General features: G+C 67.8%; 26 protein-coding genes and 1 tRNA gene. 6 read left to right on the forward strand and 21 right to left on the reverse strand.

The window, feature by feature from the left end; genetic code table 11:
- Positions 1–3: 3 nt before the first annotated feature.
- Positions 4–444, reverse strand: coding sequence for a DUF4383 domain-containing protein (locus tag QZX62_RS09155; protein ID WP_294173857.1), 441 nt, complete (start codon positions 442–444; stop codon positions 4–6).
- Between the two features lie 243 nt (positions 445–687).
- Here QZX62_RS09155 and QZX62_RS09160 point away from each other — a divergent pair, with 243 nt between their 5' ends.
- The 4 genes from QZX62_RS09160 (at position 688) to QZX62_RS09175 (ending at position 3913) form a co-directional block, all read left to right on the forward strand.
- Entirely contained in the window at positions 688–894 is a 207-nt protein-coding gene (locus QZX62_RS09160) for a cold-shock protein (protein WP_294168244.1), read from the forward strand.
- 66 nt (positions 895–960) lie between these two features.
- Positions 961–1152 carry a hypothetical protein gene (locus QZX62_RS09165; RefSeq protein ID WP_294173859.1) on the forward strand — a complete coding sequence of 64 codons (192 nt, stop codon included), beginning with the start codon at positions 961–963 and terminating at the stop codon, positions 1150–1152.
- Positions 1153–1378: 226 nt separating this feature from the next.
- Positions 1379–3403, forward strand: coding sequence for a phenylacetic acid degradation bifunctional protein PaaZ (gene paaZ, locus QZX62_RS09170; protein ID WP_294173861.1), 2025 nt, complete (start codon positions 1379–1381; stop codon positions 3401–3403).
- A gap of 42 nt (positions 3404–3445) precedes the next feature.
- Complete coding sequence (locus tag QZX62_RS09175) at positions 3446–3913, forward strand: CBS domain-containing protein (RefSeq protein ID WP_294173863.1); 468 nt, start codon at positions 3446–3448, stop codon at positions 3911–3913.
- A gap of 82 nt (positions 3914–3995) precedes the next feature.
- On the opposite strand, the gene QZX62_RS09180 is transcribed toward QZX62_RS09175, so the two are convergent.
- From QZX62_RS09180 to QZX62_RS09215, 8 genes are all read right to left on the reverse strand, one after another.
- Positions 3996–4553, reverse strand: a complete 558-nt coding sequence (locus tag QZX62_RS09180; RefSeq protein WP_294173865.1) for a F0F1 ATP synthase subunit B — start codon at positions 4551–4553, stop codon at positions 3996–3998.
- Positions 4543–5040, reverse strand: coding sequence for an ATPase (locus QZX62_RS09185; RefSeq protein WP_294173866.1), 498 nt, complete (start codon positions 5038–5040; stop codon positions 4543–4545). The genes QZX62_RS09180 and QZX62_RS09185 overlap by 11 nt, the downstream gene beginning before the upstream one ends.
- Positions 5041–5138: 98 nt before the next feature.
- A complete protein-coding gene (locus QZX62_RS09190; protein ID WP_129383163.1) occupies positions 5139–5366 on the reverse strand; it encodes a F0F1 ATP synthase subunit C in 228 nt (75 codons plus the stop codon).
- A gap of 30 nt (positions 5367–5396) precedes the next feature.
- Positions 5397–6188, reverse strand: a complete 792-nt coding sequence (locus tag QZX62_RS09195) for a F0F1 ATP synthase subunit A (RefSeq protein ID WP_294173867.1) — start codon at positions 6186–6188, stop codon at positions 5397–5399.
- Positions 6178–6513: an AtpZ/AtpI family protein gene (locus QZX62_RS09200; protein WP_294173868.1), complete on the reverse strand. Its 336-nt coding sequence runs from the start codon at positions 6511–6513 to the stop codon at positions 6178–6180. Before QZX62_RS09200 ends, QZX62_RS09195 begins: the two co-directional genes overlap by 11 nt.
- Before the next feature lie 148 nt (positions 6514–6661).
- Complete coding sequence (locus QZX62_RS09205) at positions 6662–7045, reverse strand: YdbL family protein (protein WP_294173870.1); 384 nt, start codon at positions 7043–7045, stop codon at positions 6662–6664.
- Positions 7042–7275: a YnbE family lipoprotein gene (locus QZX62_RS09210; RefSeq protein ID WP_294173871.1), complete on the reverse strand. Its 234-nt coding sequence runs from the start codon at positions 7273–7275 to the stop codon at positions 7042–7044. Before QZX62_RS09210 ends, QZX62_RS09205 begins: the two co-directional genes overlap by 4 nt.
- Positions 7272–10499 carry a YdbH domain-containing protein gene (locus QZX62_RS09215; RefSeq protein ID WP_294173873.1) on the reverse strand — a complete coding sequence of 1076 codons (3228 nt, stop codon included), beginning with the start codon at positions 10497–10499 and terminating at the stop codon, positions 7272–7274. The genes QZX62_RS09210 and QZX62_RS09215 overlap by 4 nt, the downstream gene beginning before the upstream one ends.
- A gap of 78 nt (positions 10500–10577) precedes the next feature.
- On the opposite strand from QZX62_RS09215, the gene radC reads away from it, so the two are divergent.
- A complete protein-coding gene (radC, locus tag QZX62_RS09220) occupies positions 10578–11288 on the forward strand; it encodes a DNA repair protein RadC (protein WP_294173874.1) in 711 nt (236 codons plus the stop codon).
- Between the two features lie 273 nt (positions 11289–11561).
- On the forward strand, positions 11562–12884 hold the full coding sequence (gene purB / locus QZX62_RS09225) for an adenylosuccinate lyase (protein WP_294173875.1): 1323 nt from the start codon (positions 11562–11564) through the stop codon (positions 12882–12884).
- Here the strand turns inward: purB and QZX62_RS09230 are convergent.
- From QZX62_RS09230 to QZX62_RS09285, 12 genes are all read right to left on the reverse strand, one after another.
- A complete protein-coding gene (locus QZX62_RS09230; RefSeq protein ID WP_294173876.1) occupies positions 12881–13786 on the reverse strand; it encodes an MBL fold metallo-hydrolase in 906 nt (301 codons plus the stop codon). The genes purB and QZX62_RS09230 overlap by 4 nt on opposite strands.
- A 52-nt stretch (positions 13787–13838) precedes the next feature.
- Positions 13839–14957 (reverse strand): molecular chaperone DnaJ, encoded by a 1119-nt coding sequence (dnaJ, locus tag QZX62_RS09235; protein WP_294173877.1) that lies wholly within the window; start codon positions 14955–14957, stop codon positions 13839–13841.
- A gap of 113 nt (positions 14958–15070) precedes the next feature.
- A complete protein-coding gene (dnaK, locus tag QZX62_RS09240) occupies positions 15071–17032 on the reverse strand; it encodes a molecular chaperone DnaK (protein ID WP_294173878.1) in 1962 nt (653 codons plus the stop codon).
- Between the two features lie 152 nt (positions 17033–17184).
- Positions 17185–17925, reverse strand: a complete 741-nt coding sequence (gene fabG, locus QZX62_RS09245) for a 3-oxoacyl-[acyl-carrier-protein] reductase (protein ID WP_294173954.1) — start codon at positions 17923–17925, stop codon at positions 17185–17187.
- Complete coding sequence (fabD, locus tag QZX62_RS09250; protein ID WP_294173880.1) at positions 17925–18863, reverse strand: ACP S-malonyltransferase; 939 nt, start codon at positions 18861–18863, stop codon at positions 17925–17927. Before fabD ends, fabG begins: the two co-directional genes overlap by 1 nt.
- A gap of 59 nt (positions 18864–18922) precedes the next feature.
- Entirely contained in the window at positions 18923–19534 is a 612-nt protein-coding gene (gene folE, locus QZX62_RS09255) for a GTP cyclohydrolase I FolE (protein ID WP_294173882.1), read from the reverse strand.
- Positions 19531–20838 carry an FAD/NAD(P)-binding protein gene (locus QZX62_RS09260; protein WP_294173884.1) on the reverse strand — a complete coding sequence of 436 codons (1308 nt, stop codon included), beginning with the start codon at positions 20836–20838 and terminating at the stop codon, positions 19531–19533. Before QZX62_RS09260 ends, folE begins: the two co-directional genes overlap by 4 nt.
- Complete coding sequence (locus QZX62_RS09265; protein ID WP_294173886.1) at positions 20828–21082, reverse strand: DUF6356 family protein; 255 nt, start codon at positions 21080–21082, stop codon at positions 20828–20830. The genes QZX62_RS09260 and QZX62_RS09265 overlap by 11 nt, the downstream gene beginning before the upstream one ends.
- Before the next feature lie 25 nt (positions 21083–21107).
- Positions 21108–21184 (reverse strand) — tRNA-Arg (locus QZX62_RS09270).
- Positions 21185–21228: 44 nt separating this feature from the next.
- Positions 21229–22062, reverse strand: coding sequence for a carbon-nitrogen hydrolase family protein (locus QZX62_RS09275; RefSeq protein ID WP_294173888.1), 834 nt, complete (start codon positions 22060–22062; stop codon positions 21229–21231).
- The gene (gene grxC / locus QZX62_RS09280; RefSeq protein WP_294173890.1) at positions 22059–22313 is read right to left on the reverse strand and encodes a glutaredoxin 3; all 255 of its coding nucleotides are present in this window, start codon (positions 22311–22313) and stop codon (positions 22059–22061) included. The genes QZX62_RS09275 and grxC overlap by 4 nt, the downstream gene beginning before the upstream one ends.
- 31 nt (positions 22314–22344) lie before the next feature.
- On the reverse strand, positions 22345–23076 hold the full coding sequence (locus QZX62_RS09285; protein WP_294173892.1) for a ComF family protein: 732 nt from the start codon (positions 23074–23076) through the stop codon (positions 22345–22347).
- Positions 23077–23078: the final 2 nt, after the last annotated feature.

Genomic DNA, 23078 nt, shown 5'->3' on the forward strand with positions numbered 1-23078 from the left:
CCCTTAGTAGCTCGTCCCGGTCGTGGCCGCGCGATCCGCATCACTGTCCCGCCGCATGAACCCGAAGTAGAGCGCTGGAACCGCCAGGATCAGGTGCAGCCAAACGTCGTGGCCAAAGATCGGCACCAGTCCGAACAGCGTGTTGATGCCCGGAATGAGACCAAGCACCGTCAGCAGCGCGTAGCTGACGCCCACCACCTTGGCGTAGGTCCGCGCCCCGCTCCAGCTGCGCGAAGCGGCGATGCCCCACAGGCCGTAGAGCAGGTGCAGGACGGAGTGGATGACGTTGACGGGGAATAGCCCAAGCGCGTCGCCGTAGAGCGTGTCGACCGCCATGTCCGGATGCCCTGGCCCAGCCGGCTGGAGCAGCCCGGGGATGAACCCGGAAGCGGCAATCAGCAGGAACAAGATGCCCCAGACCAGTGCGAAAGTGCGCGTGTTCAACCCAGCCTCCTACGGCAACCGGTAGCCAAACAGGAACCAGTCACCGAGGCTAACGGGTGCCCATGGAAAAGGTTCATCGTGAGAAGAGGCGCCGCCCTTGTAATCCATCCCCTGCCGCCCACATGCATGTAGCTACTAGTCGCAAATGACGGTCTACGGCGCTTTGCGGCTCCATGTTCCTTCTCTCGCCTCTCCTAGCCACCGGAGGGCCGATTGGCGGCTCGCCACCGAAGGAAACATCCCATGATCACCGGAACCGTAAAGTTCTTCAATGCCGACAAGGGCTATGGCTTCATCCAGCCCGAGGACGGCACCAGCGACGCTTTTGTGCACATCAGCGCGGTGGAAGCCGCCGGCATGCGCACGCTCGACCGCGACCAGCGCGTCCAGTACGAGCTCCAGGAAGATCGCCGCGGCCGCGCCAGCGCAGTGAACCTGCAAAGCGCGTAACCGATCGGTGTCCGCCTTTCGCTTCGCAGCGGGGGGCGGACCTTCCACCAGCGCCAAGGAGAGCCCATGTCGACCCTGATGTTCTACACCGAACGCGCTGCCGAGTGCCGCCGCGACGCGGAAGAGGCGACCCTGACCAACGTCCGCGATCGGTGCCTCAGTGCCGCGGAGGCCTGGGAAAACATGGCCGATCGTGCTCGGCGCACGCAATCTTATCGCGACGCCCATGTGGTCGAAAAGGACCCGCCTGGCGAGTAATCACCCAAGGACAACTACCATCTCCCTTATTGCACGAAACAAGCGACCGACCCTTTCCCTCAACTTCCGCGCCGAACGCGGACCTCAGCGGCCGCACCCGATGCCGCCTACGCGCGACCCCATTGCGCTCGCCGCCGTGCTGGAGGTGCTGGGCTAGCCGCCTTCCAAGAAGCGATTGCGTTTTCAACCCTGCTGGCCGCAATGACGGGGGCAAAGAGGTGAACGCATGAAGACTGCCCAACTGCTCAACTATGCCCGCGACCGCTGGCTGCCCGGCGACGCGGTCAGTCTGGTCGAGCTGCCTTCGGCCATCGACGGTTCGCCCGTCGCGCTGACAGGGTCGGGCGGCCTCGATTTCGCGGGCATGGCAACCTATGCCCGCGAGGTCGGCGGCCCGGCGCTCCGGCGCATGACCTTTCACGATCGCGCCCGCATGCTTAAGGCATTGGGCCTGGCGATCCTCGCCCGCAAGGAAGAGCTGTACGAGCTCAACTACGCCACCGGCTGCACCCGCAAGGACGGCTGGATCGATATCGAGGGCGGCGCCGGCACCCTCCTTTCCTTCTCCTCCAAGGGTCGCCGCGAGCTGCCCGACGCGCATGTGCTGCTCGACGGCCAATTGGAGCCGCTGAGCAAGTCGGGCGCCTTCGTCGGCCAGCACGTCTTCACCTCGCTGCAGGGTGTCGCGGTCCACATCAACGCCTACAACTTCCCGGTCTGGGGCATGCTGGAGAAGCTCGCGCCGACCCTGCTCGCCGGTGTTCCCGCGATCGTCAAACCCGCCAGCGCCACCGCCTGGCTGACTGAAGTTGCCTTCCGCGTGATGATCGAGGCAGGCGTGCTCCCGCCGGGTGCGGTGCAGTTGGTGGTCGGCGGCGTCGGCGACCTGTTCGATCATCTCACTCTGCAGGACATCGTCAGCTTCACCGGCTCGGCGGCGACCGCGCTCAAGCTCCAGACCCATCCGGTGATCGCGCGCGAGTCGGTCCGCTTCGTCGCCGAGCGCGACAGCCTTAATGCTTCGGTGCTTGGTCCTGACGCAGCGCCGGGCACGCCCGAATTCGACCTGTTCGTCCGCGAGGTCGTTACCGAGATGACGGTCAAGGCCGGGCAGAAATGCACCGCCATCCGCCGCGCGCTCGCTCCGGCCGAGCACCTCGACGCGGTTGAGGCGGCGATCCGCGATCGGCTGACCAAGATCATAGTCGGCGACCCGCGGGAAAAAGGCACCCGCATGGGCGCGCTGGTCAACGTCGGCCAACGCGAGGACGTAAAGAAGCGGATTGCCGAGATCGCCGCGGCGGGCGCCCGCGTGGTGGCAGGCGATCCCGAGGCAAGCGTCGGCCCGGACGGCGGGGCCTTTCTCCAGCCCGTGCTGCTCCGCGCCGATGATCCCTGGGCCTGCGCTGCCGCCCACGATGTGGAGCCGTTCGGCCCGGTTTCGACCGTCATGCCCTACCGCGACCTCGACGATGCGGTGAAGCTCGCCAACCGCGGCCGGGGCAGCCTGGTGCTGTCGCTGTTCACCCACTCACCCGAAGCGGCGCGCGATTTCGTGCTCGGCGCGGCGGCCTTTCATGGCCGCATGCTGGTGATCGACCGTACCAACGCCCAGGACTCGACCGGTCACGGCTCGCCCCTGCCCGTCCTCACCCATGGCGGCCCCGGCCGCGCGGGGGGCGGCGAGGAGATGGGCGGCGTCCGCGGTGTCATGCACTACATGCAGCGCACGGCGGTTCAGTCCTCGCCGGGAATGATCGCGGCCATTACCGATCAGTACATCCCCGGTGGCCCGAAGCACGAGATCGGGGTCCACCCCTTCCGCTGCCGCATGTCGGAACTGAGCATCGGCGACACGCTCAAGACTGCCAGCCGCACCGTCACGCTCGAGGACATCGAGCACTTCGCCCATTTCACCGGCGACACCTTCTACGCCCACATGGACGAGGAGGCGGCCAAGGCCTCGCCGGTGTTCGAAGGCCGGGTCGTCCACGGCTACCTGATCCTGAGCTTCGCCGCCGGCCTGTTCGTCGATCCCGACCCCGGCCCGGTGTTGGCCAACACCGGCCTGGAAAGCCTCCGCTTCCTGACGCCGCTTTACCCGGGCGACAGCATGCGGGTGGAGCTGACCGTGCGGGCCAAGTCATTGAAGAGCGGGGACACGGGCGTGGTCCGCTGGGCGGTGGAGATTTTCAATCAAAATGACGAGATGGTCGCGACTTACGACCTCCTGACGGAGAATGTGCCGTAGGCCGCGCGTTGTGCAGGCGAGTTTCCTTGAGGGAGAACCGCCATGCCCAAGATTAGCGAAGTGATGAGCCGCGATGTCCAGACCGTCACCCCCGAGTCAACCGCGCAGGAAGCCGCCGGCTTCATGCTCCAGGCCGACGCCGGCGCCATTCCCGTGACCGAAGGCGAGCGGGTGATCGGCATGATCACCGACCGCGACATCGCAGTTCGCGGCGTCGCCGAAGGGCGCGGGCCCGACACGCCGGTGCGTGAGCTGATGACAGACGGCGTGGTCACCGCGCGCGAGGACGACGACATCGAAGACATCGCCATCCGCATGAGCGACGAGCAGGTCCGCCGCATGCCGATCGTCGATCAGAACGAGAAGCTCGTCGGGATTGTCAGCCTCGCGGACGTGTCCCGCTCGGACCAGGGCGAAGCGGCCAGCGTGGCGCTGGGCGGCGTCACCGATCCCGGCGGCCAGCACAACCAGAGCGAAGAGCAGGGCGGCGCCGAGCGCCAGCCGAGCTAGTTGCGTCTTTCCGGCGGAGGCCGGGACCAGACGACAAGCGGAGTGCTGGTGACCTGAGGTCCCGGCCTCCGCCGGGACGACGTTATTGAACCCGGCCGATCCCGGCGATCGCCTGATCGATCAGCGCGCGGTCCGTCGAGCCGTCGTTCCGCTCGACGATAATCCGCGCTGCGGCCCGCGCCGCCGCATCGGCCGCAGTGGCCCGCAGCTGCTGCACCGCCGAGCGCTCCTCGGCGGCAATCTTGTCTTCAGCCATGCGGGTCCGCCGCTCGACCAGCGCCTGCGCGTCCGCCTCCGCCTTGGTCCGGATAGCGTCGGCCTCATGCCGTGCGCGCTCGACCATGGCCGCGGCATCGGCCTCGGCGGCCCGCGACTTCGCCTCATACTCGGACTTGAGCTGCTCGGCCTCCGCCCGTAGCGCCGCGGCTTCGTCGAGCTGCGCGCGGATGGCCGCGATCTTGGCGTCCAGGCTCTTGCCGATCGCGCCGGGCACCTTCTTCCACAGCATGGCGAGAACCACGATCAACATCGCCAACCCGACCAGCATGGTCGCGTCGAAGCCGAGCGCCTTCGGGTCGACCTGGTGCTCGATCCCGGCCTCGACCTGAGTGTGCGTCTCGCGTTGGATCTCAGCGGCCACGGGCAAGCTCCTGCTGAACGGCGACCTGCGCTACAGCCGGTTCAACCGTCATCCCCGCCACCCGCTGCACCATCGCCGCTGCAGCTTCCGAAGCGACAGTCTCGATTTCGGCCTTAGCGGAGGAGCGCGCTTCGGCGATACGACGACTCGCCAGCTCGAGCTTGCCCGCCGCGAACCGATCCGCTTCCGATACCCGCGCCTCCGTCGCCCGTGCCGCTTCGGCCTTGGCCTCCGCCGCTAGCTTGGCAGACTCCGCCCGGCTGCGATCCATCTGCTCACGATATTGCTCTTCCAGACGGTCGGCCGTCTCGCGAGCGGTTGCCGCTTCCTGGAGGTCGGCCGCGATCCGAGCGTCGCGCTTGTCCACTGTGCCCTGGATCTTGGGCACCATGCCCAGACCCACGATCAGGAAGATCGCGCCAAAGACGATCGCCAGCCAGAACAGCTGCGAAGCGTAGATCTCACCGATCTGTGCAATTTGAGGCATTGGCTTCCCGCTTGATCCACCGCTCACCTGGAGCCTGTCGGAGGGTGTCCGGAGACGCCTCGACAAGCTCAGCGTGAGCGCCTGTGTGGAGGCTGTCCTTACGCGACGAACAGCAGGATCATTGCCACCACGAACGCCAGCAGGCCGAGCAACTCGGCCGCGGCGAAGCCGATGAACAGGCGACCCTGCTGGCTGTCGGCAGCGGCCGGATTACGCAGCGCGCTCTCCAGGAACGAGCCGAACACGTTACCCACGCCCAGCGCGGCCATACCGACGCCGATCGCGGCGAGACCGGCACCGAGCAGCTTTGCGGCTTCTGCGTCCATGATGAAAACTCCCTTTGTGTTATCTTGTGGTTAGTGAAGGTTGATCGCGTCGTTGAGGTACAGGCTCGTCAGCAGTGCGAAGACATAGGCCTGGATGGCGGCAACCAGCAGCTCCAGCGCGCTGATGCCGATCATCAGGATCAGCGAAGGCAGGCTCACCACCGGCGCCACCCATAGCGCCTCGGCATTGAGCCCGTTGATCACGAAGCCAGCCAGCACCTTCAGGAGGATATGCCCCGCCGTCATGGCCACGAACAATCGCAGCGCCAGGCTGAACGGCCGGACCATGAAGGACACGAACTCGACCGGCACCAGGATCGGCATCATCCACCAAGGCGCGCCGTGCGGCACGAACAGGCTGAAGAAGTGAAAGCCGTGCTTGGCGAAGCCGACGACCAGCACGATCGCAAACGAAACCACAGCCAGGACCGCGGTAACTGTCAGGTGGCTAGTGACGGTGAAGGGGTGCACGCCCGGGATCACGCCCAGCGGCAGCAGACCGAGCAGGTTGGCAAACAGGATGAACATGAACAGCGAGAAGACGTAGGGCACGAACTTGCGCCCGGCCGGGCCGATGTTCGTCTCCATCATGTTGGTGATGAAGCCGGTGACGCCCTCGACGGCCATCTGCCAGCGGCCGGGGACCAGCTGCCGCTTCATCCCGCCTAGCATGAACAGCCACACGGCCACTAACGTGAGCAGCATCCATAGCGAGCTGTTGGTAAAAGCGATCGACTGTCCCGCAATCTGCCAGTCCTGGCCGAACAAAGGTTCGACCTGAAATTGGTGCATCGGATCAATCTTGCCCGATTCAGCGGCCACTTAAGTCGTCCTTCGTCTTCGCCATCGACAATTTGATGATGCTCCAAAAGCCGCCGACCGTGCCAAGCACCAGACCTACGACCAAGAGCAGGTGCCCCGTATCGAATAGCTCATCGAGCAACCATCCGATCAGCGCACCACCAAGCAAGCCCCCCAGGAGATAGGACAGTACGCGATTGCCGAGCTGCTCGTTCGCATCGGCCGTCGCCCCCTGTCCGGTCCTGACCGCTTCCTCGCGCTGCGCCCGCTCGAGCCGCTGTTCCAGCCGGTCGAGCCGCGCGTCGGGGGGAAGCTTCGGATCCTGCCCGGGCTCCTCTTCCGCCATGACCTACTCTCCATGTGCGCGGCGACGCTCGGGAATGAGCGCCTGTCCGCGAAAGGCAAGGGACATGGCGGCGTGAGAGCCCGCCAAGGCGCCGCCCCTTTAGAAAGGGCGTGCGGGCGCGTCAACCGTGCGGCGACTGGCGAGCGGCTCAGCCGCCGCGGCAATACTCCGGCACTGGCGCGCGCTGGCCGGCAAGCCGCCGCTGCCATACCCCGTCGCTCAGCAGATATGATTCGCCCACCGCCACCCGCCCGAGCAGTGTGCAGCCAGCGGTGATCCCCACTTCCTGCGGGCTCACACCGCGGCGCCCGGCCAGGCGGGTGAAGAGCGCACGGCGGCGGATGTTCACCGCTTCGGTCTGCGAGCGCACAAGACCCGACGAGGGCTGCGCGGCATAGCCGAGATAGCCATCGTAGCGCTCGCCGACCACACCCGCCGCTCGCGCCTGCGCCAGCCCCGCCGGGCCCTGCGCGCTCACCGGCGGCGCCATGCCCAGCACGGCCGCCAACAGCATCAGCCGCCACTGCTTCATCGGGTCGAACCCGGGTTGGGAGGAGTCGTTGGCGTTGTGCCCGGAAAGGCATCCGGATTCTGGTTGATGAGTTGCTCCACGTCACGCTGCAGCCGCACCAGCACTTCCTGCCGGATCGTCACGTTGAGGTTGATCTCGATCGGCTTTTCCGGAGTCTTCACCGAAATGCATCCCGTCAGCGCCGGCATGAGCAGCGCGGCAACAAACAGGCGCAAGGGAGTGACTTTCATGGGCGGGACCTCGTGCTGGGCTCGGGGGTGACTTGTTCGTCGACGGGCGTCTGCGTCTGGCTGGTTGCTTCCTCGCGGCGGCGGACCTCTGTGGTGATGCCGGGGATCTCCTCCAGCGGCCGGTCCAGCGTGGTGGAGATGATCGCGCGGGGATCGCGCATCGACTTGGCGGTGGCGATCAGGGCGCGGAACGGTCCGCGGATCGTCACATTGAGCCGGATCGGCAACTTGCTGGTGACGCTTCGGATCAGCCGCTGCGTACGGGTCGTGCCGCCCAGTGCCACGCCGTCGATGGTCAGCCGCGTCGCGAACTCGCCCGCCAGATCGCCGTCCAGCCGGATGATCATGGAGCGGAAGCGCAGGTCGCGCAGCGCATTGAACGCGATGTTGCCCATCAGGCCGAGGTTGGCCCGGTTCACCACCCCATTGTAGCTGAGGCTGCCACCCGGCGCCCGCGAGTCGAGCTTGCCGCCGACGATCCGTCCGCCGCTCTCATCGAAGGTCATCGGCAGCACGCCGTCGAACACGCCAGTCGCGCCGATCTCCTTGAAGCCGAAGCTCTGGACGAAGCGGTTGGCGTCGAGCCCGACAACCTCGAAGGTCAGCCGCTTGGCCGAGGGCCGGCCCAGGCTGAGCAGCGTTTCCTGCAGGACCAGCTGGCCGCCCATGAAGGGCCAGCGTCCGCTTTCGACCCGGACCTGCTGGCCGGGCAACAGCTGGTAGGTGATAATCCCGTTCTCGACGAGGATGCCGGGGTTGATGCTGGCGACTTGCATCGTCTGCCCGGGCGCGGTCTCGAGCGCCAGCAGATCGGTGAACCGCATGGTGCCCTTGAGGCCCGTCACCGGACCGAAGGCTGCGGCAAGGTCAAGGTCGTCGGTGCTGAATTCGCCGGTCGAGGTCACCCCCTCGCCGTACCAGGCGATCCGCCCCTGGCCGTAAATCGTGCCGTCGATCAGCGCGATCTGGCCTTCGGTGAGACGGGTGAGCTGCTCGGGCTGGAGGCGCGGACCAAAGGCGATGCCCGGAACGTCGAGTGTCGCACCGCCGGTCCCTGTCGACAGCCGGTGATCGATCGCGACCTCCGTCACCCGCGTTCCGGTGGCCGGGTGGCGCAAGGTGCCGGTAGCGCGGATGCGGTCGTCGCCCAGTGTGAAGCGCGCGTCCTCAGTGCGCAGCGGGTAGAAGCGCGGCGCCTCCAAGCGGTCGGATGCGGTCAGCGCCCCGTCGACGGTCAGCCGCGACTTGTACAGCAACCAGTTACCCGACATCTCGCTGAGCGCGATCGGAACGCGGCCGATCACCCCGTCCGCGCCGTCGAAGCGGCCACGGATGCCGCTGCCGCCAAAGGTCCCGGTCGCCGCATTGGCGTTGAGCAGGATCGGCGATTCGGGCCTCCCCATGCGCACGTTTACCCCGGCCAGCCGGAAGTCCTCCGGGCCGGTGAACGTCGCCCGCTCCGAGCGCAGCGCGAAGGGCGAGGCGCCGAGCCGGCCGTTCAGCACTAGGTTGCTGGTCCCCGCACCGACCCGCACTGCACCGCCGGGCGCACGATAGACGATGGCGTGTCCGGTTGCGCACACCGGCAGGCTAGTGCTGCCCAGCCGCAGCCCGCCCAGCCGCAGCGAAGCGAAGCGCACGTCGCTGCAGCCACGGCCGAACTCCAGGGCGCCGCCGCGACCTACCCGGCCATTGATCGGCACGCGCAGGCCGCGCACCTCGCCGCCCGAGACCGGCCCGTCGAGCAGCGCCACCGTCTGGATGTTGGTCGACCCGTCGCGGGCCGCGGCGAAGTTGATCGGCGCCAGCGCCAGCCGCGCACCGTCGGCGGCATAGGGCGCCACCCGCACCGTTCCGCTTATCGGCGCCCCGCTTCGGGGCTGATTGAGCGCGATGCGGGTGGTCGGAAGGCCGCCGCCCTGCGTCGCGATGTCGCCGTCGATCCGCAGCCGGTTGCCGGGCCAGTAGTAGGTGATCCCGTCGCCCCCGCCGACCTGGATGCGCGCTCCCGAAGCGGTTCGGACGTTGGCGGTCTCGATCCGCACCGCTCCGCCACCGGGAAAGTTGACCAGCCGCAGGCTGCCAGCAGCGTTCATGTCCCTGGTCGCGCCCTCGAGACCGCGGCGCAGCGCCGCCGCGAGCGGTTCCAACGGCGTATCGTTTGTGCCGCGGAGCGCATCGGTGAGGCCCGCCGTCAAGGAGGGCGCCAGGTCTGCGTTCTGCGCCGCATAGTCGGCCACCAGTGTGATGTTGCCCTGGGCCGCGTTCAGCAGGTAGCTCCCGTCGAGTCGCGTCCTCTCCGCCTGGATCTCACTCAGGCGCGCGCCACGGGCGGCGAGCTTGACCGTGCCCAGGATGCGGGTCGGCTCGCCGGCGAAGGTCAGGCCCGCGTTCAGGCCGGCCAGCCCATTCACCCCCGCAGTCAAGGCGGTCGCGCTCATCCGGCCGCGACCAGTGAAGCGCTCGAATGCCTCGCTGAAGCGGCTGTCGATCTCGAACCGCGGCTGAGCGATCGCGATGTTGCTCGACGGACAACGGAAGCTGCTGGCCGACAGCGGTCCGCTGACCCGCGGCCGCCGCGCGCTGACCGAAACGCGCACGTTCGCGCGCATGTCGGCCAGGGTGCAGCGGCCCGCGTCCAGCTGCGGGCTCGCGGCCGCAAGCCGTCCTCGGAAGCCGCCGGTCAGGTTGCCCGCGCCCTCCACAGCCACCCCCAGCGGACCGTACGGCGTAGCCAAGGCGATGGAGGTATCCGCCACGTCGACGGTGACATCCGGCAGGGTAAAGGGCTTGCCGCTGGGCGGCGGGAGCAGCCGGTCGAGCTGTCCCCAGCTGACCCGGTTGCCGACCACCCGGCCGTTCAGCCGCACCCCGCGCGCGACCACCCGAAAGATCTCCACCCGGCCCGTCAGGTGGATGCGCATCTGCACCTGGGCGACGCGCGCAGTCAGATCAGGGTTGGCGGGATCGCCGATCACCAGGTTGCTGAGCTGCTGGGTGCGCAGGCCGACGCGATCAAGCCGGTAGCTGGCCTGCACGCCGCGGCGCTCCATCTCGCGCGCGAGGATGTCATTGGCGAGCGGCCGGCGCTGGGTCCACAAGACGCCCAGCGCGACGATCAACAGGCCCAGGAACCCAAGCAGCCCCCAGCCGAGCGCGCGTGGCCAGCGACGCCGAACTACGACCTCCTGGTGGGGAGCTTGCTCACCCGTCAGTTGGTCCATTACGTCCGCGCCACCATCGTTGTTTTAACCTCGAATCATTACGGCCGTTCCGCCCCCGGCACGAAGGAGTACCACCGCTTGCCGTCCGTTCAGCCTAACCTGTTGCCGGGAGACAACAAGCCGGCCGGGTCCGACGGGCACCGCGCGCGCCTCCGGCAACGGCTGCTGGACGGCGGCGGCGATGCTCTACTCGACCATGAGCTGGTTGAATATCTGCTGACTTTGGCCATCCCGCGCCGGGACACCAAGCCCTTGGCCAAGCGGCTGATTTCCAGCTTCGGCGGGGTCGGGCCGCTGCTTTCCGCCTCGCCCGACGCGCTCCGGCGGGAAGGCCTGACCGACGGGGTGATCGGCGCGCTGGCGATCGCCCGGGCGACGGCCCTGCGGCTGCTCGAGACCCGGATCGAGGGCCGCCCACTGATCGCGAGCTGGGACGCGCTCGGCGACTACCTTCAGGCGACCATGGCGCACGATCCGGTCGAGGAGGTCCGCGTGCTGTTCCTCAACGCCAAGAACCTGCTGCTCGCCAACGAGGCGATGTGGCGCGGCTCGGTCGACGAAGCCTCGGTCCACGTCCGCGAAGTCATCAGCCGCGCCATCGCGCTCGGCGCCACCGCCATCATCATCGTCCACAACCACCCGAGCGGCGATCCCACCCCCAGCCAAGCCGACATCCGCCTCACCCGCGACCTGGTCGACGCCGGGCGGCACATGAAGGTCACAGTGCACGACCATGTGATCGTCGGCGCAACGGGGCGGACGAGCTTGCGGGCGCAGGGCTTGATCTAGACGGTTGATGTCAGCTCACGACCATTGCGGACGTTCGCGAAGGCGCTAGGCTTTGCTGAGTGGGAAATGAAAACCCGTGGTTTCTGATTGTGGGAGCGGCGTTATCGCTTCTGCTATTCGCGGTCATGATCTTCATTCCTGTCAAACTCGTGCTGCTGGCTGTCCGACAATGGCGCGATCGATCTCGCGATTGACGATCTGCTTCCCACCCACAGCAGACACAAGCCCACCGTTCGTTGCAGCCTTGAGTGGGCCCTGCTAGCCGCCCCCCGCATGGTTCCTCGCTATTCCCGCCCCCCCATGTCGGCCATCTGGTCGGCCGAAAACCGCTTCCGCATCTGGTTCGACATCGAGGTCTACGCCGCCGAGGCGATGGGCGAGATCGGGATGATCCCGGCGGAGGATGCGCGAAAGATCGTCGACGCGCACGCCCGCGGGGTGATCAACCCGGTGGACGTGCCCGCGATCGACGCGATCGAGGCGGTCACCAAGCATGACGTGATCGCCTTTCTCACCTGGATCGGCGAACGGCTCGGGCCCGAGAAGCGCTACCTTCACCAGGGCATGACCAGTTCGGACGTCCTCGACACCGCGCTATCGGTCCAGCTGACCCAGGCCGCCGACATCCTGCTCGACGACCTCGACCAGCTGCTCGCCGTACTGGAGCGCCGCGCCTTCGAGCATAAGCTCACCCCGACCATCGGCCGCAGCCACGGCATCCATGCCGAGCCGCTGACCTTCGGCCTCAAGCTCGCCCAGGCCCATGCCGAGTTCGCCCGCAACCGCGAACGGCTCGCGCGTGCCCGCGATGACATCGCCACCTGCGCCATCTCCGGCGCGGTCGGCACTTTCGCCAACATCGATCCGCGTGTGGAGGAACATGTCGCCCGGCGCCTCGGCCTCACGCCCGAGCCTACCTCCACCCAGGTCATCCCGCGCGACCGCCACGCGATGTTCTTCGCCACCCTCGGCGTGATCGCTTCCTCGATCGAGCGGCTGGCGACCGAGGTCCGCCACCTCCAGCGCACCGAAGTGCTGGAAGCGGAAGAGTATTTCTCGCCCGGGCAGAAGGGCAGTTCGGCCATGCCCCACAAACGCAACCCGGTGCTGACCGAGAACTTGACCGGCCTCGCGCGCATGGTCCGCAGCGCCGTCGTCCCCGCGCTGGAGAATGTAGCCCTGTGGCACGAGCGCGATATCAGCCACTCGTCGGTCGAGCGTTTCATCGGCCCCGACGCAACGATTACCCTCGACTTCGCGCTGGCGAGGCTGACGGGCGTGGTCGACAAGCTGCTCGTCTATCCCGAACGTATGCAAAAGAACCTCGACCGCATGGGCGGCCTCGTCCACTCGCAGCGCGTGCTCCTCGCGCTCACCCAGGCGGGCCTCAGCCGCGAGGACAGCTATGCGCTCGTCCAGCGCAATGCGATGAAGGTATGGGAGTCCGACGGCCGGCTATCGCTGCTCGACCTGCTTAAGGCCGATCCACAGGTCACCGCCGCGATCCCGGCCGGGCGGCTCGAGGAGAGCTTCGACCTCGGCTACCACTTCAAGCACATCGGCACGATCTTCGAGCGGGTGTTCGGCCGCACCTAGCGCCGCTTGGCCTTGAGCTCGTCGTACATGGTCTCGATGAAGCGATCGGGCTTGATGAAGCCGTCCGCGGCAACGGTCGCTGCGTAAGGCGCCGCGGGCTTGGAGGCCACCACCGCTGCCCTCGTCCGTCCGGCTGCGACGCCCGCCGCGACCTTGCTGCGCACGTCCACCAGCATGTCATGGTAGGCCTTCAGCTCCTCGCGGGTGGCGACCGGACCGTGTCCGGGGATGACCTTGCCGCCGGGCTTCACCAGCGCCAGGCCGCGCTTGGCCGCTTCGATCATGCCGTCGATCGAACCCCCGCTCTCCCGATCGATGAAGGGGAAGGTCACCCGATGGAAGAAGGTGTCGCCCATGTGGACGACATCGGCGCCGGTCCAATAGACCAGCGCATCGCCGTCCGTGTGCGCATTGGGTACATGCACCACCTGGATGCGATCGCCATTAAGATGAAAGTTCACCCCGCCGGCGAAGGTCACCACCGGCAGGCCGGCCTTGGGCGTCGCCTTGATGGTCTGATTCATCTGCTTGGAAAAGGTCTCGACCGACATCCGGCGGCGGACATTGTCATGCGCGACGATAACCGCCCCGGCCTGGCCCAACCGCTCGTTCCCGCCGGTATGGTCGCCGTGCCAATGCGTGTTGATCAGAAACCGGATGGGGTCCGGGTCGACGCTGCTCACCGCCGCGACGATCTTCGGGACCAGCGGCGCGAACTGGTCGTCGATCAGGACATTGCCGTCCTCGCCGTGGCTGAGGCCGATATTGCCGCCCTGACCGAACAGCACCGCCACGCCCGGCGCGACGCGCTCCACCCGCACCTCGACTTTCGAGAAGTCCTGCTGCTGCGCCGCAGCCGGCACGGAGGCGGCAACAAGAAGGGCGTAGGCAAGTCGGCGCATGGTTGTCTCCTGTTGCGGAGCGAACCCTAGCGCCAGCACCCGCTAGCGCAATCTAGCTGCCGAGCTTTTCCTTGATCCGGCTGAAGAAGCTTCTGCTCGCCGGACACTCCTCGCCCGTCTCGGTGTCGCGGAACTGCCCGAGCAGCTCCTTCTGCTTGGCCGTCAGCTTGGTCGGCGTCTCCACCAGCACCCGCGTGACCAGGTCGCCGCGGCCGCGGCCGTTGAGCACGCTCATGCCCTGCCCGCGCTGGCGCAGCGTCTCGCCCGACTGGATACCCGGCGGGATCTTGATGTCGATCGGGTTGCCGTCGATCCCCGGCACGGTGATCTGACCGCCCAGCGCAGCGGTGGTGAAGGTCACCGGGCACTCGGCCACCAAGGTCGTCCCGTCGCGCCCGAACAGCGGGTGGCGGGCCATGTGCACGAACAGGTAGAGGTCGCCGTTCGGCGCGCCGCGCACGCCCGCTTCGCCCTCACCGCCGACGCGGATGCGGGTGCCTTCATCTACCCCGGCGGGAACCTGAATCGACAGATTGCGGCGCTTAAGTACCCGGCCTTCGCCCTCGCATTGCGGACAGGGATCGGCGATGGTGACGCCGTGGCCGTAGCAGGCGGGGCAGCCCCGCTCGACCATGAAGAAACCCTGCTGCGCCCGCACCTTGCCCACGCCGTTGCAGGTGCGGCAGGTCTGCGGCTTGCTGGTCCCGCGTGAGCCGTCGCCCTCGCACGGCGCGCACGGCTGCAGCGTTTCCACCTCAATCTCCGCCTGCTTGCCGGAAAAAGCTTCCTCCAGCGTCAGCTCGAGATCGTAGCGCAGGTCGGCGCCGCGGGCAGCGTTCTGGCGCGCGCCGCGCGAGTCCATGAACTCGCCGAAGATCGACGAGAAGATGTCGGAAAAGCCGTCGAAGCCCTGGCCGTTGCCGCCGCCGAACCCGCCGCCCCCGTTCTGGAACGCCGCCTTGCCGAAGCGATCGTAGGCCGCCCGTTTCTGCGGGTCCTTGAGGCAATCGTAAGCCTCGTTGATCGCCTTGAACTTGGCTTCCTGGTCGGAGCAGCCGCCGTGGCGGTCGGGATGGCACTCCATCGCCAGCCGGCGATAGGCCGCCTTGATGGTTCGGTCGTCGGCTGTCCGCTCGACCCCGAGCAGCTCGTAATAGTCGGTCTCAACCATGACGTGCCCCCCAGCGCGTCACCCCGACGGAGGTCGGAGTCTCAGGCAACGAGCATATCGCTATTTTGCCTAAAATCCCGACCTCCGCCGGGATGACGCACGAGGTCATCCCTTTATGCCCGCTTCTCGTCGTCGACTTCCGAGAACTCGGCGTCGACCACTTCCTCCTGATCGGCAGACGAAGCTTCAGCGTCGGCAGTGCCAGCATCCGCCGCCCCCATGTCGGGACCGGAAGCACCCGCGCCCGAAGCACCGGCCTGCTGCGACTCGTACATCGCCTGGCCGAGCTTCATCGCCGCCTGGGTCAGCGCCTGCGTCTTCTGGTTCATGGTGTCGGCGTCGCCCCCCTCGACCGCGGTTCGGGCCTCGGCAATGGCGGTCTCAATCTCGCTCTTCACCTCGGGCGAGACCTTATCGCCATGCTCCCGAAGCTGCCCCTCGGTCGAGTGTATCAAGCTTTCAGCCTGGTTCTTCGCCTCGGCGCCCGCGCGACGGTGCTTGTCCTCCTCGGCGAAGCGCTCGGCGTCCTGGACCATCTGGTTGATGTCCGCGTCGGAGAGGCCACCCGACGCCTGGATGCGGATCTGCTGCTCCTTGCCGGTGCCCTTGTCCTTGGCCGACACGTTGACGATGCCGTTGGCGTCGATGTCGAACGTCACCTCAATCTGCGGCACGCCGCGGGGCGCGGGCGGGATGCCTACCAGGTCGAACTGGCCCAGCACCTTGTTGTCCGCCGCCATCTCGCGCTCGCCTTGGAAGACGCGAATGGTGACCGCATTCTGGTTGTCGTCGGCGGTCGAGAAGACCTGGCTCTTCTTGGTCGGGATGGTCGTGTTGCGGTCGATCATCCGGGTGAACACGCCACCCAAGGTCTCGATGCCGAGCGACAGCGGCGTCACATCCAGCAGCAGCACGTCCTTGACGTCGCCCTGCAGCACGCCCGCCTGAATGGCCGCGCCGATCGCCACCACCTCGTCGGGGTTGACGCCGGTGTGCGGCTCCTTGCCGAAGAACTCCTGCACGACTGCACGCACGCGGGGCATGCGGGTCATGCCACCGACCAGCACCACCTCGGCGATGTCGCTCGCCTTGAGGCCGGCGTCGGCAAGCGCCTTGCGGCACGGCTCCAGCGTGCGGTCAATCAGCGGGCCGACCAGCTTCTCGAGGTCGGCGCGGCTGATCGTCTTGACGAGGTGCAGCGGCGTGGTCGCGCCGCCTTCCATGCGCGCGGTGATGAACGGCAAATTCACCTCGGTCGTCGCGGCCGACGACAGCTCGATCTTGGCCTTCTCGGCGGCTTCCTTGAGCCGCTGCAGCGCCAGCCGGTCCTGCTTGAGGTCGATGCCGTTCTCTTGCTTGAACGCGTCCGCGAGATGCTCGACGATCCGGGCGTCGAAGTCCTCACCGCCGAGGAAGGTGTCGCCGTTGGTCGACTTCACCTCGAACACGCCGTCGCCGATCTCCAGGATCGACACGTCGAACGTGCCGCCGCCGAGGTCGTAGACCGCGATGGTCTTGCCGTCGTTCTTCTCGAGCCCGTAGGCGAGCGCCGCCGCCGTCGGCTCGTTGATGATGCGCAGCACTTCAAGGCCGGCGATCTGGCCAGCGTCCTTAGTCGCCTGGCGCTGCGCGTCGTTGAAGTAGGCGGGAACGGTGATCACCGCCTGGGTGACGTTCTCGCCGAGGTAGGCCTCGGCCGTTTCCTTCATCTTCTGCAGGATAAAGGCGCTGATCTGCGACGGGCTGTAATCCTTGCCGCCCGCGTTGACCCACGCGTCGCCATTGCCGCCGCGCGTGATGCTGTAGGGCACCAGCTCGGTGTCCTTCTTGGTGATCGGGTCGTCGAACCGCCGGCCGATCAGCCGCTTTACCGCGAAGATGGTGTTGTCGGGGTTGGTCACCGCCTGCCGCTTGGCCGGCTGGCCGATCAGGCGCTCGCCGTCCTTGGTGAACGCGACCACCGACGGCGTCGTCCGCGCGCCTTCCGCATTCTCGATAACCTTGGGCGTTCCGCCCTCCATGACCGCCACACAGCTGTTGGTCGTGCCGAGGTCGATCCCGATCACTTTCGCCATAGTTTTCAACTACCTTCCAATAGCCCCCGGACGCCCTTCCAGGCACGCCCGTCCTTGATGTTTCGGAGGCGATATAGGGGTGAGTTCATCGGCGACAAGGAGTCGCAAGATACGCTGTTGCAGGCTGGTTCAGCGTCTGTTGCAACGACGCCTCAGAGCATCGCCATGCCGCCATTCACGTGCAGCGTCTGACCGGTGACGTAGCCCGCCTCGCGGCTGGCGAGGTAGACCACCGCCGCGCCGATGTCCTCGCCCGAGCCCATCGCACCCGCCGGGATCTTGGCTAGGATGGCCGCCCGCTGCGCCTCATTCAGCGCGTCGGTCATGGCTGACGTCATGAAGCCAGGCGCGACGCAATTCACGGTGATGTTGCGGCTCGCCAGCTCCTGCGCCGCCGCCTTGCTCATGCCGATCAGCCCGGCCTTGGACGCGACATAGTTGGCCTGCCCCGGATTGCCGGTCACGCCCACGACGGAGCTCACCGAGACGATCCGGCCGAAGCGCGCCTTCATCATCGGCTTAGCCGCTGCCCGCATCAGCCGGAAGGCGGCCTGCAGGTTGATCTGAAGGACTTCCGCGAACTCCTCGTCCTTCATCCGCATGAGCAGGTTGTCGCGGGTCACCCCGGCGTTGTTGACGAGGATGTCGAGCTTGCCGCCGAGCGCCTCCACCGCCTGGGGCACGAGCCGGTCCACCGCCGCACCGTCCGCCAGGTTGCATGGCAGCGCCACATGCTCGCCGCCAAGCTCATCGCGGAAAGCACTAAGCTTCGCAGCATTGCTCCCGCTGACGGCGAGCCGCGCACCCTGCGCCGCAAGCGCCCTGGCGATCGCCGAGCCAAGCCCGCCCGAAGCGCCGGTCACCAGCGCGGTCATCCCAGTCAGACCGAACATCATGCGATCTCCTTCGCCAGCGCTTCGATGTCGTCGATCGACAGGAGGCTGGTCACCTTCGCATCCGGCGCGATGCGCTTGACCATGGGCCCGAGCACCTTGCCGCCCAGCTCAACGAACTCGTCGACGCCCGCCTCACGCATCGCCGCCACGCTCTCGCGCCAGCGGACCATGCCGGTGACCTGCTCCACCAGCAGCTCGCGGATGCGCTGCGGCTCCTGCTCTGGCCCAGCGGTCACGTTTGCGAACACGGGCACCGCAGGCGAGGCAATCTCGGTCTCGCCTAGCGCCTCGGCCATGGCGTTCGCCGCGGGCTGCATCAGCGAGCAGTGGAACGGGGCCGAGACCGGCAGCAGCACCGCGCGTTTCGCCCCCATCTCCTTGGCGAGGCCGATCGCCCGTTCAATCGCGCCCTTGTGTCCCGACAGCACCACCTGGCTCGGATCGTTGTCGTTGGCGACCGCGCAGACTTCGCCCTGAGCCGCCGCTTCGGCGATCGTCCGCGCCTTGTCGAGATCGGCGCCAAGCAACGCCGCCATGACGCCCTGCCCGACTGGCACCGCAGCCTGCATCGCCTGCCCGCGTCGCTTCAGCAGCTTCGCGGCGGTCGGCAGATCGAACGCGCCTGCCGCGCACAATGCACTATATTCACCAAGCGAATGCCCGGCCACGAACTGCGCGGCCCGCCCGAGCTCAATTCCGCAATCGCGCGTCAGCACTTGGAACACCGCCAGCGCATGCGCCATGATCGCTGGCTGTGCATTCTCCGTCAGCGTAAGCTGGTCCTCCGGCCCTTCGCGCATCAGCCGCGACAGGCCCTGCCACAGCGCCTCGTCCACCTGCTCGAAGGTATCGCGGGCGGTGCGGCTCGCCTCCGCCAGCGCGGCTCCCATGCCGACGCTCTGGCTGCCCTGCCCCGGAAATAGAAACGCGCGCATGCTTCTCCCCTGCTGTTCGTGCGAGCGGTTAGGCGGCGAGCCCGCCGATGCCAAGCGGGCTAGTACCCCATCAGCGCCAGCACCTCGCGCCGGCTGCGTTCGTCCTTGCGGAAGGTGCCCATCATTCGGCTGGTGGTCATCATCACGCCGGGCGTGTTGACCCCGCGCGCCGACATGCAGGCATGGCTCGCTTCCACCACCACCGCCACCCCCTGCGGCTCGAGATGCTCCCAGATGCAGTCGGCGACCTGCGCGGTCAGCCGTTCCTGCACCTGCAGCCGCCGGGCGAAGCCGTGCAGCACCCGCGCCAGCTTGGAGATGCCGACCACCCGCGTGCCGGGGAGATAGGCGATCGCCGCCTTGCCGATGATCGGTGCCAAATGGTGCTCGCAATGCGACTGGAAGGGGATGTCCTTGAGCAGCACGATCTCGTCGTAGCCGCCGACCTCGTCGAAGGTGCGGGTGAGATGGACCGCCGGATCCTCGCCGTATCCCCGCGCATATTCCTTCCAGGCGCGCGCCACCCGCACCGGCGTATCGAGCAGTCCTTCGCGCCCGGGATCGTCCCCCGCCCAGCGGATCAGCGTGCGAACCGCCTCCGCGACCTCGTCGGGCACCGCGATCTTTGGTGGGGAAGCGACCAGGTCGCCGTCTTCCGGACTGCCATTCATCTTGTCAGCTCCCGCACGATGTCGGCCGCGACCGCTTCCGCCTGCCCGCGAATATCCGGAACGGCGACGATCTCCCAAAAGCAACCCTTGGTGAGCGGCCCGACCGCCCAGGCGTTCGACCCGGCGCGCGAGCGTTCATCGACTGCCAGCCCCATTCCCAGTTCGTCCGGCCGAACGAGGCCCCCGCTCAGCATCTGCCGCAGCAGCGGGTCGCGCGTGCGCTTGATGTCGCCGAGCGGGCCGGTGCAGTTGAAGGTGGCCGCGAAGCGCCGGTGCAGCGGTTCGATGCTGCCCCGCGGCATGATGGTTGCTGCCAAGCCATCACCGTCCGCCTGCAAGAGTCTCAGCCGGCCAGCGACGATCTCCAAGCCCCAGTCGGCGACGCGCGTCGCGAGCTGTTCTCCGATCTGGGGGGCGATGCGATGGCGGTGCACGTCCCACCAGGGCCGCGCGTGGCGGAGGAAGCGGCGCTGCTCGGCCGGCGGGAACGCCTGCCACAGCGCCTGGCTGTGCGGCCGCAGCGAGTCCACCGCGGCCCGGAACCCCACGTCGGCGCTTCGCCGCCGCAGCCAGCGCCACAACGGCAGCACCTTGCCCGCGGGCACCTCCTCCATCGCCGCCGCAAACGGCTGGTGCGGCGCATGTGAGCGCGGAAGCAGCCCCCGCCGCGACAGCGCCAGCACCCGGCCCTTGTGACCCGCGGCCGCGAGTGACAGCACCGTGTCGATCATGGTGAGCCCGGTGCCGAGGATCAGCACGTCGCCGCCGTCCTCCGCTATCCGGGCGACGACCGCGGCTGCCTCCTGGCTCCACGGATTGTTGACGAACAGCGCGCCAGCATCCTCGGCAACCCGCATGGGCGCAGGCGGCTGGTTGCCGCTCGCCAGAACCAGCGCCGACGCCTGGACGACCGATCCGTCCGCAAGTTCGATCTGCCAGCCGCCGTCCGCCGGGGACGCCGCCGAAGCGCCTTGCTCGCGCCGTTCTATCAAGGCGTCATGTGCCAGGGCGATCCCCTCCACGTACCGCCCGAAGCCCCGTCGCTCAGCGAAACTTGTTCCGTCGTCGCCCAGCCATTGGGCGAAGTGGCCGGCCCGGTCGGGCCAGGCGCTCATCTTTCCGCTGGGCACATTCAGCAGGTGCGCCGGCTCGGCTGTGGAATAGGCAACGCCGCGATGCATCCGCCCGCCGCCATCCAGCAGCACGCTTCGCACGCCGCGCCGCGCCAACTGCACGGCCGTCATCGTGCCCGAGAAGCCGCCGCCGACAATCGCCACCGGAAGCCCGGCGGCGTCAGATCTCATAGTCTGGCCAGCCCTCGGGATTGGTCGCGCCCGCCCGGCGGCGCTGCATATGGTCGTGGAGGCGAACCACCGTGCGCCCCGCGGTTTCGGTGAACCAGCCCGGCACGACCGCATGAACCAGGCATGCAGCACCCGCCCCGATCATCTGCGCGCCGATCCTGGCCGCGCCCGTGCCATGATCGAGCCAGCTCATCCCGAGCGCGCGCGGGTGCGAGGTGAACAGCGATGCCAGCCTTCCGTTCACCTAATCCTCCCGCCTGCCGCAACGATGGTGACCCCGACAGGATTCGAACCTGTGGCCTACAGATTAGGAATCTGCCGCTCTATCCTGCTGAGCTACGGGGCCGTCGCCCACCGCCCTACAGGAGGGGCGGGCAGCAAATCAACGTCTCAGCCGGGCACGACCTCGACCGCGGGCATCGGGCGCCGGTGCGTCAGCGCCGGAACCCGGCCGCGCACCTCCATGATACGCGCGAGGTCCACCTCGGCGAACGCCAAGCCCGGCTCGCCGTCCATCTCCAACAGCAGTTCGCCCCACGGACCCGCGACCAGGCTGTGGCCGTAGGTCTCGCGGCCGTCCTCATGCTGCCCGGCCTGCGCGGCGGCGACCACGAACAGCCCGGCCTCGATCGCTCGAGCCCGCAGCAGCACCTGCCAATGCGCCTGACCCGTCGGCACGGTGAAGGCCGCCGGAACCGCGATCGTCTCGGCCCCGGCCTCCGCCAGCGCCGCGAACAGCGCGGGGAAGCGCAGGTCGTAGCAGATCGACAGGCCGAGCCGCCCCATCGGCGTCCCCTCCACCACCACCAGCCGCTCGCCCGGGCGGTACGCCGCCGACTCGCGCCAGCTCTCGCCGGTGGGCAGGTCGACGTCGAACAAATGAATTTTGTCGTAGCGCGCCCGGAGCTCGCCGCCGTCGTCGATCACGAAGCCGCGGTTGGCCAGCCGCTCTTGATCCGTCTTGACCGCCAAGCTTCCCAGGTGGACCCAGAGGCGATGCTCCCTCGCCGCCGTCCGCACCGCGGCGAGGACTTCGTCATCTTCTTCGGTGCGCAGGTGAGCCGCCGCCCGCTGGCGATCCCGGTCGAGCAGCCCCGACATCTCGGGCGTGAACAGCATGGCCGCACCGCCGCCCTTCGCACTTCGCACGGCCCCGACCAGGGCAGCGGCGTTGCGCGCCGGGTCGATGCCGCTCCGGGCCTGGAACAAGGCGATCCGGGTCACGCGGCCAGCAGGGTGTCCAGCTTGCCCGCACGTTCCAGCGCGTACAGATCGTCGCAACCCCCGACGTGCCGCCCGTCGATGAAGATCTGCGGCACCGTCATCCGTCCCGCCCGCTCGATCATCTCGTCGCGCTTAGGGCCACCGGCGTCGATGTTGTAGATCTCGGGCGCGATGCCTTTCTGCTGCAGCAAGTGCTGCGCGCGGATGCAATAAGGGCAGGTGGTCTTGGAATACATCTCGACGCGGGGCACTCGTGGTTCCTCCATGGCTTGAGCCGCGGCTCTAGCGGATGGTCGTCGGGCGGACTACCCTCGCCCAAGTCAACAGTTCGACGCTCGCAGCGCCGTTCCGTTTCAGCATCCGGGCACAGGCCGCGGCAGTGCTCCCATTGGTGTACACGTCGTCCACGAGGATGATGTCGCGCCCGCGCACAGCTCCTTCGTCCCGCACCGCCAACGCCCCCTGCACCGCTCGCCGCCGCTCCGACACGCTCATGCCCTTGAGCCGCGGGGTGTGGCGGGAGCGGCGGAGCAAGAGCGGGTCCGCTTGGCCCCCACTCTTGCGGGCCAGCTCGGCCGCGATCAGCGCCGCCTGGTTGAACCCGCGGCCCCACAAGCGCCGCCGATGGAGCGGCACCGGGACCAGCAGCGCGCCCGGCGTCAGCTCGCCCAGCGGTCGCCGCATAGGGGCCATGGTCCGCGCGAGCGCCGTCTTGCGCCCGTACTTGAGCCGCAGCACCAGGCTCCGCGCGGTATCGCCGTAGGCTACGGCCGACCGGATCCGCGCCAGCGGCGGCGGTTCGGCCAGGCAGGCGCCGCAGGTCTCCGCGTCCGTTGCCTCCAGCGGCAGCCCGCAGGTGGTGCAGCCGCCGCCCAGGAACTCCACCTCGCCCCAGCAGCCGTCGCAGAACAAATCCACATCGGCCGTGATCGCACCGCACGCCGGGCAGCGCGGCGGAAGCGCGAAGTACAGCCCGAAGCGGCCTGCCCGGCGAATAGTGGCGCTGAAGCTCATGC

It is taken from the genome of uncultured Sphingomonas sp. (assembly GCF_902806265.1).
Lineage (GTDB): Bacteria > Pseudomonadota > Alphaproteobacteria > Sphingomonadales > Sphingomonadaceae > Sphingomicrobium.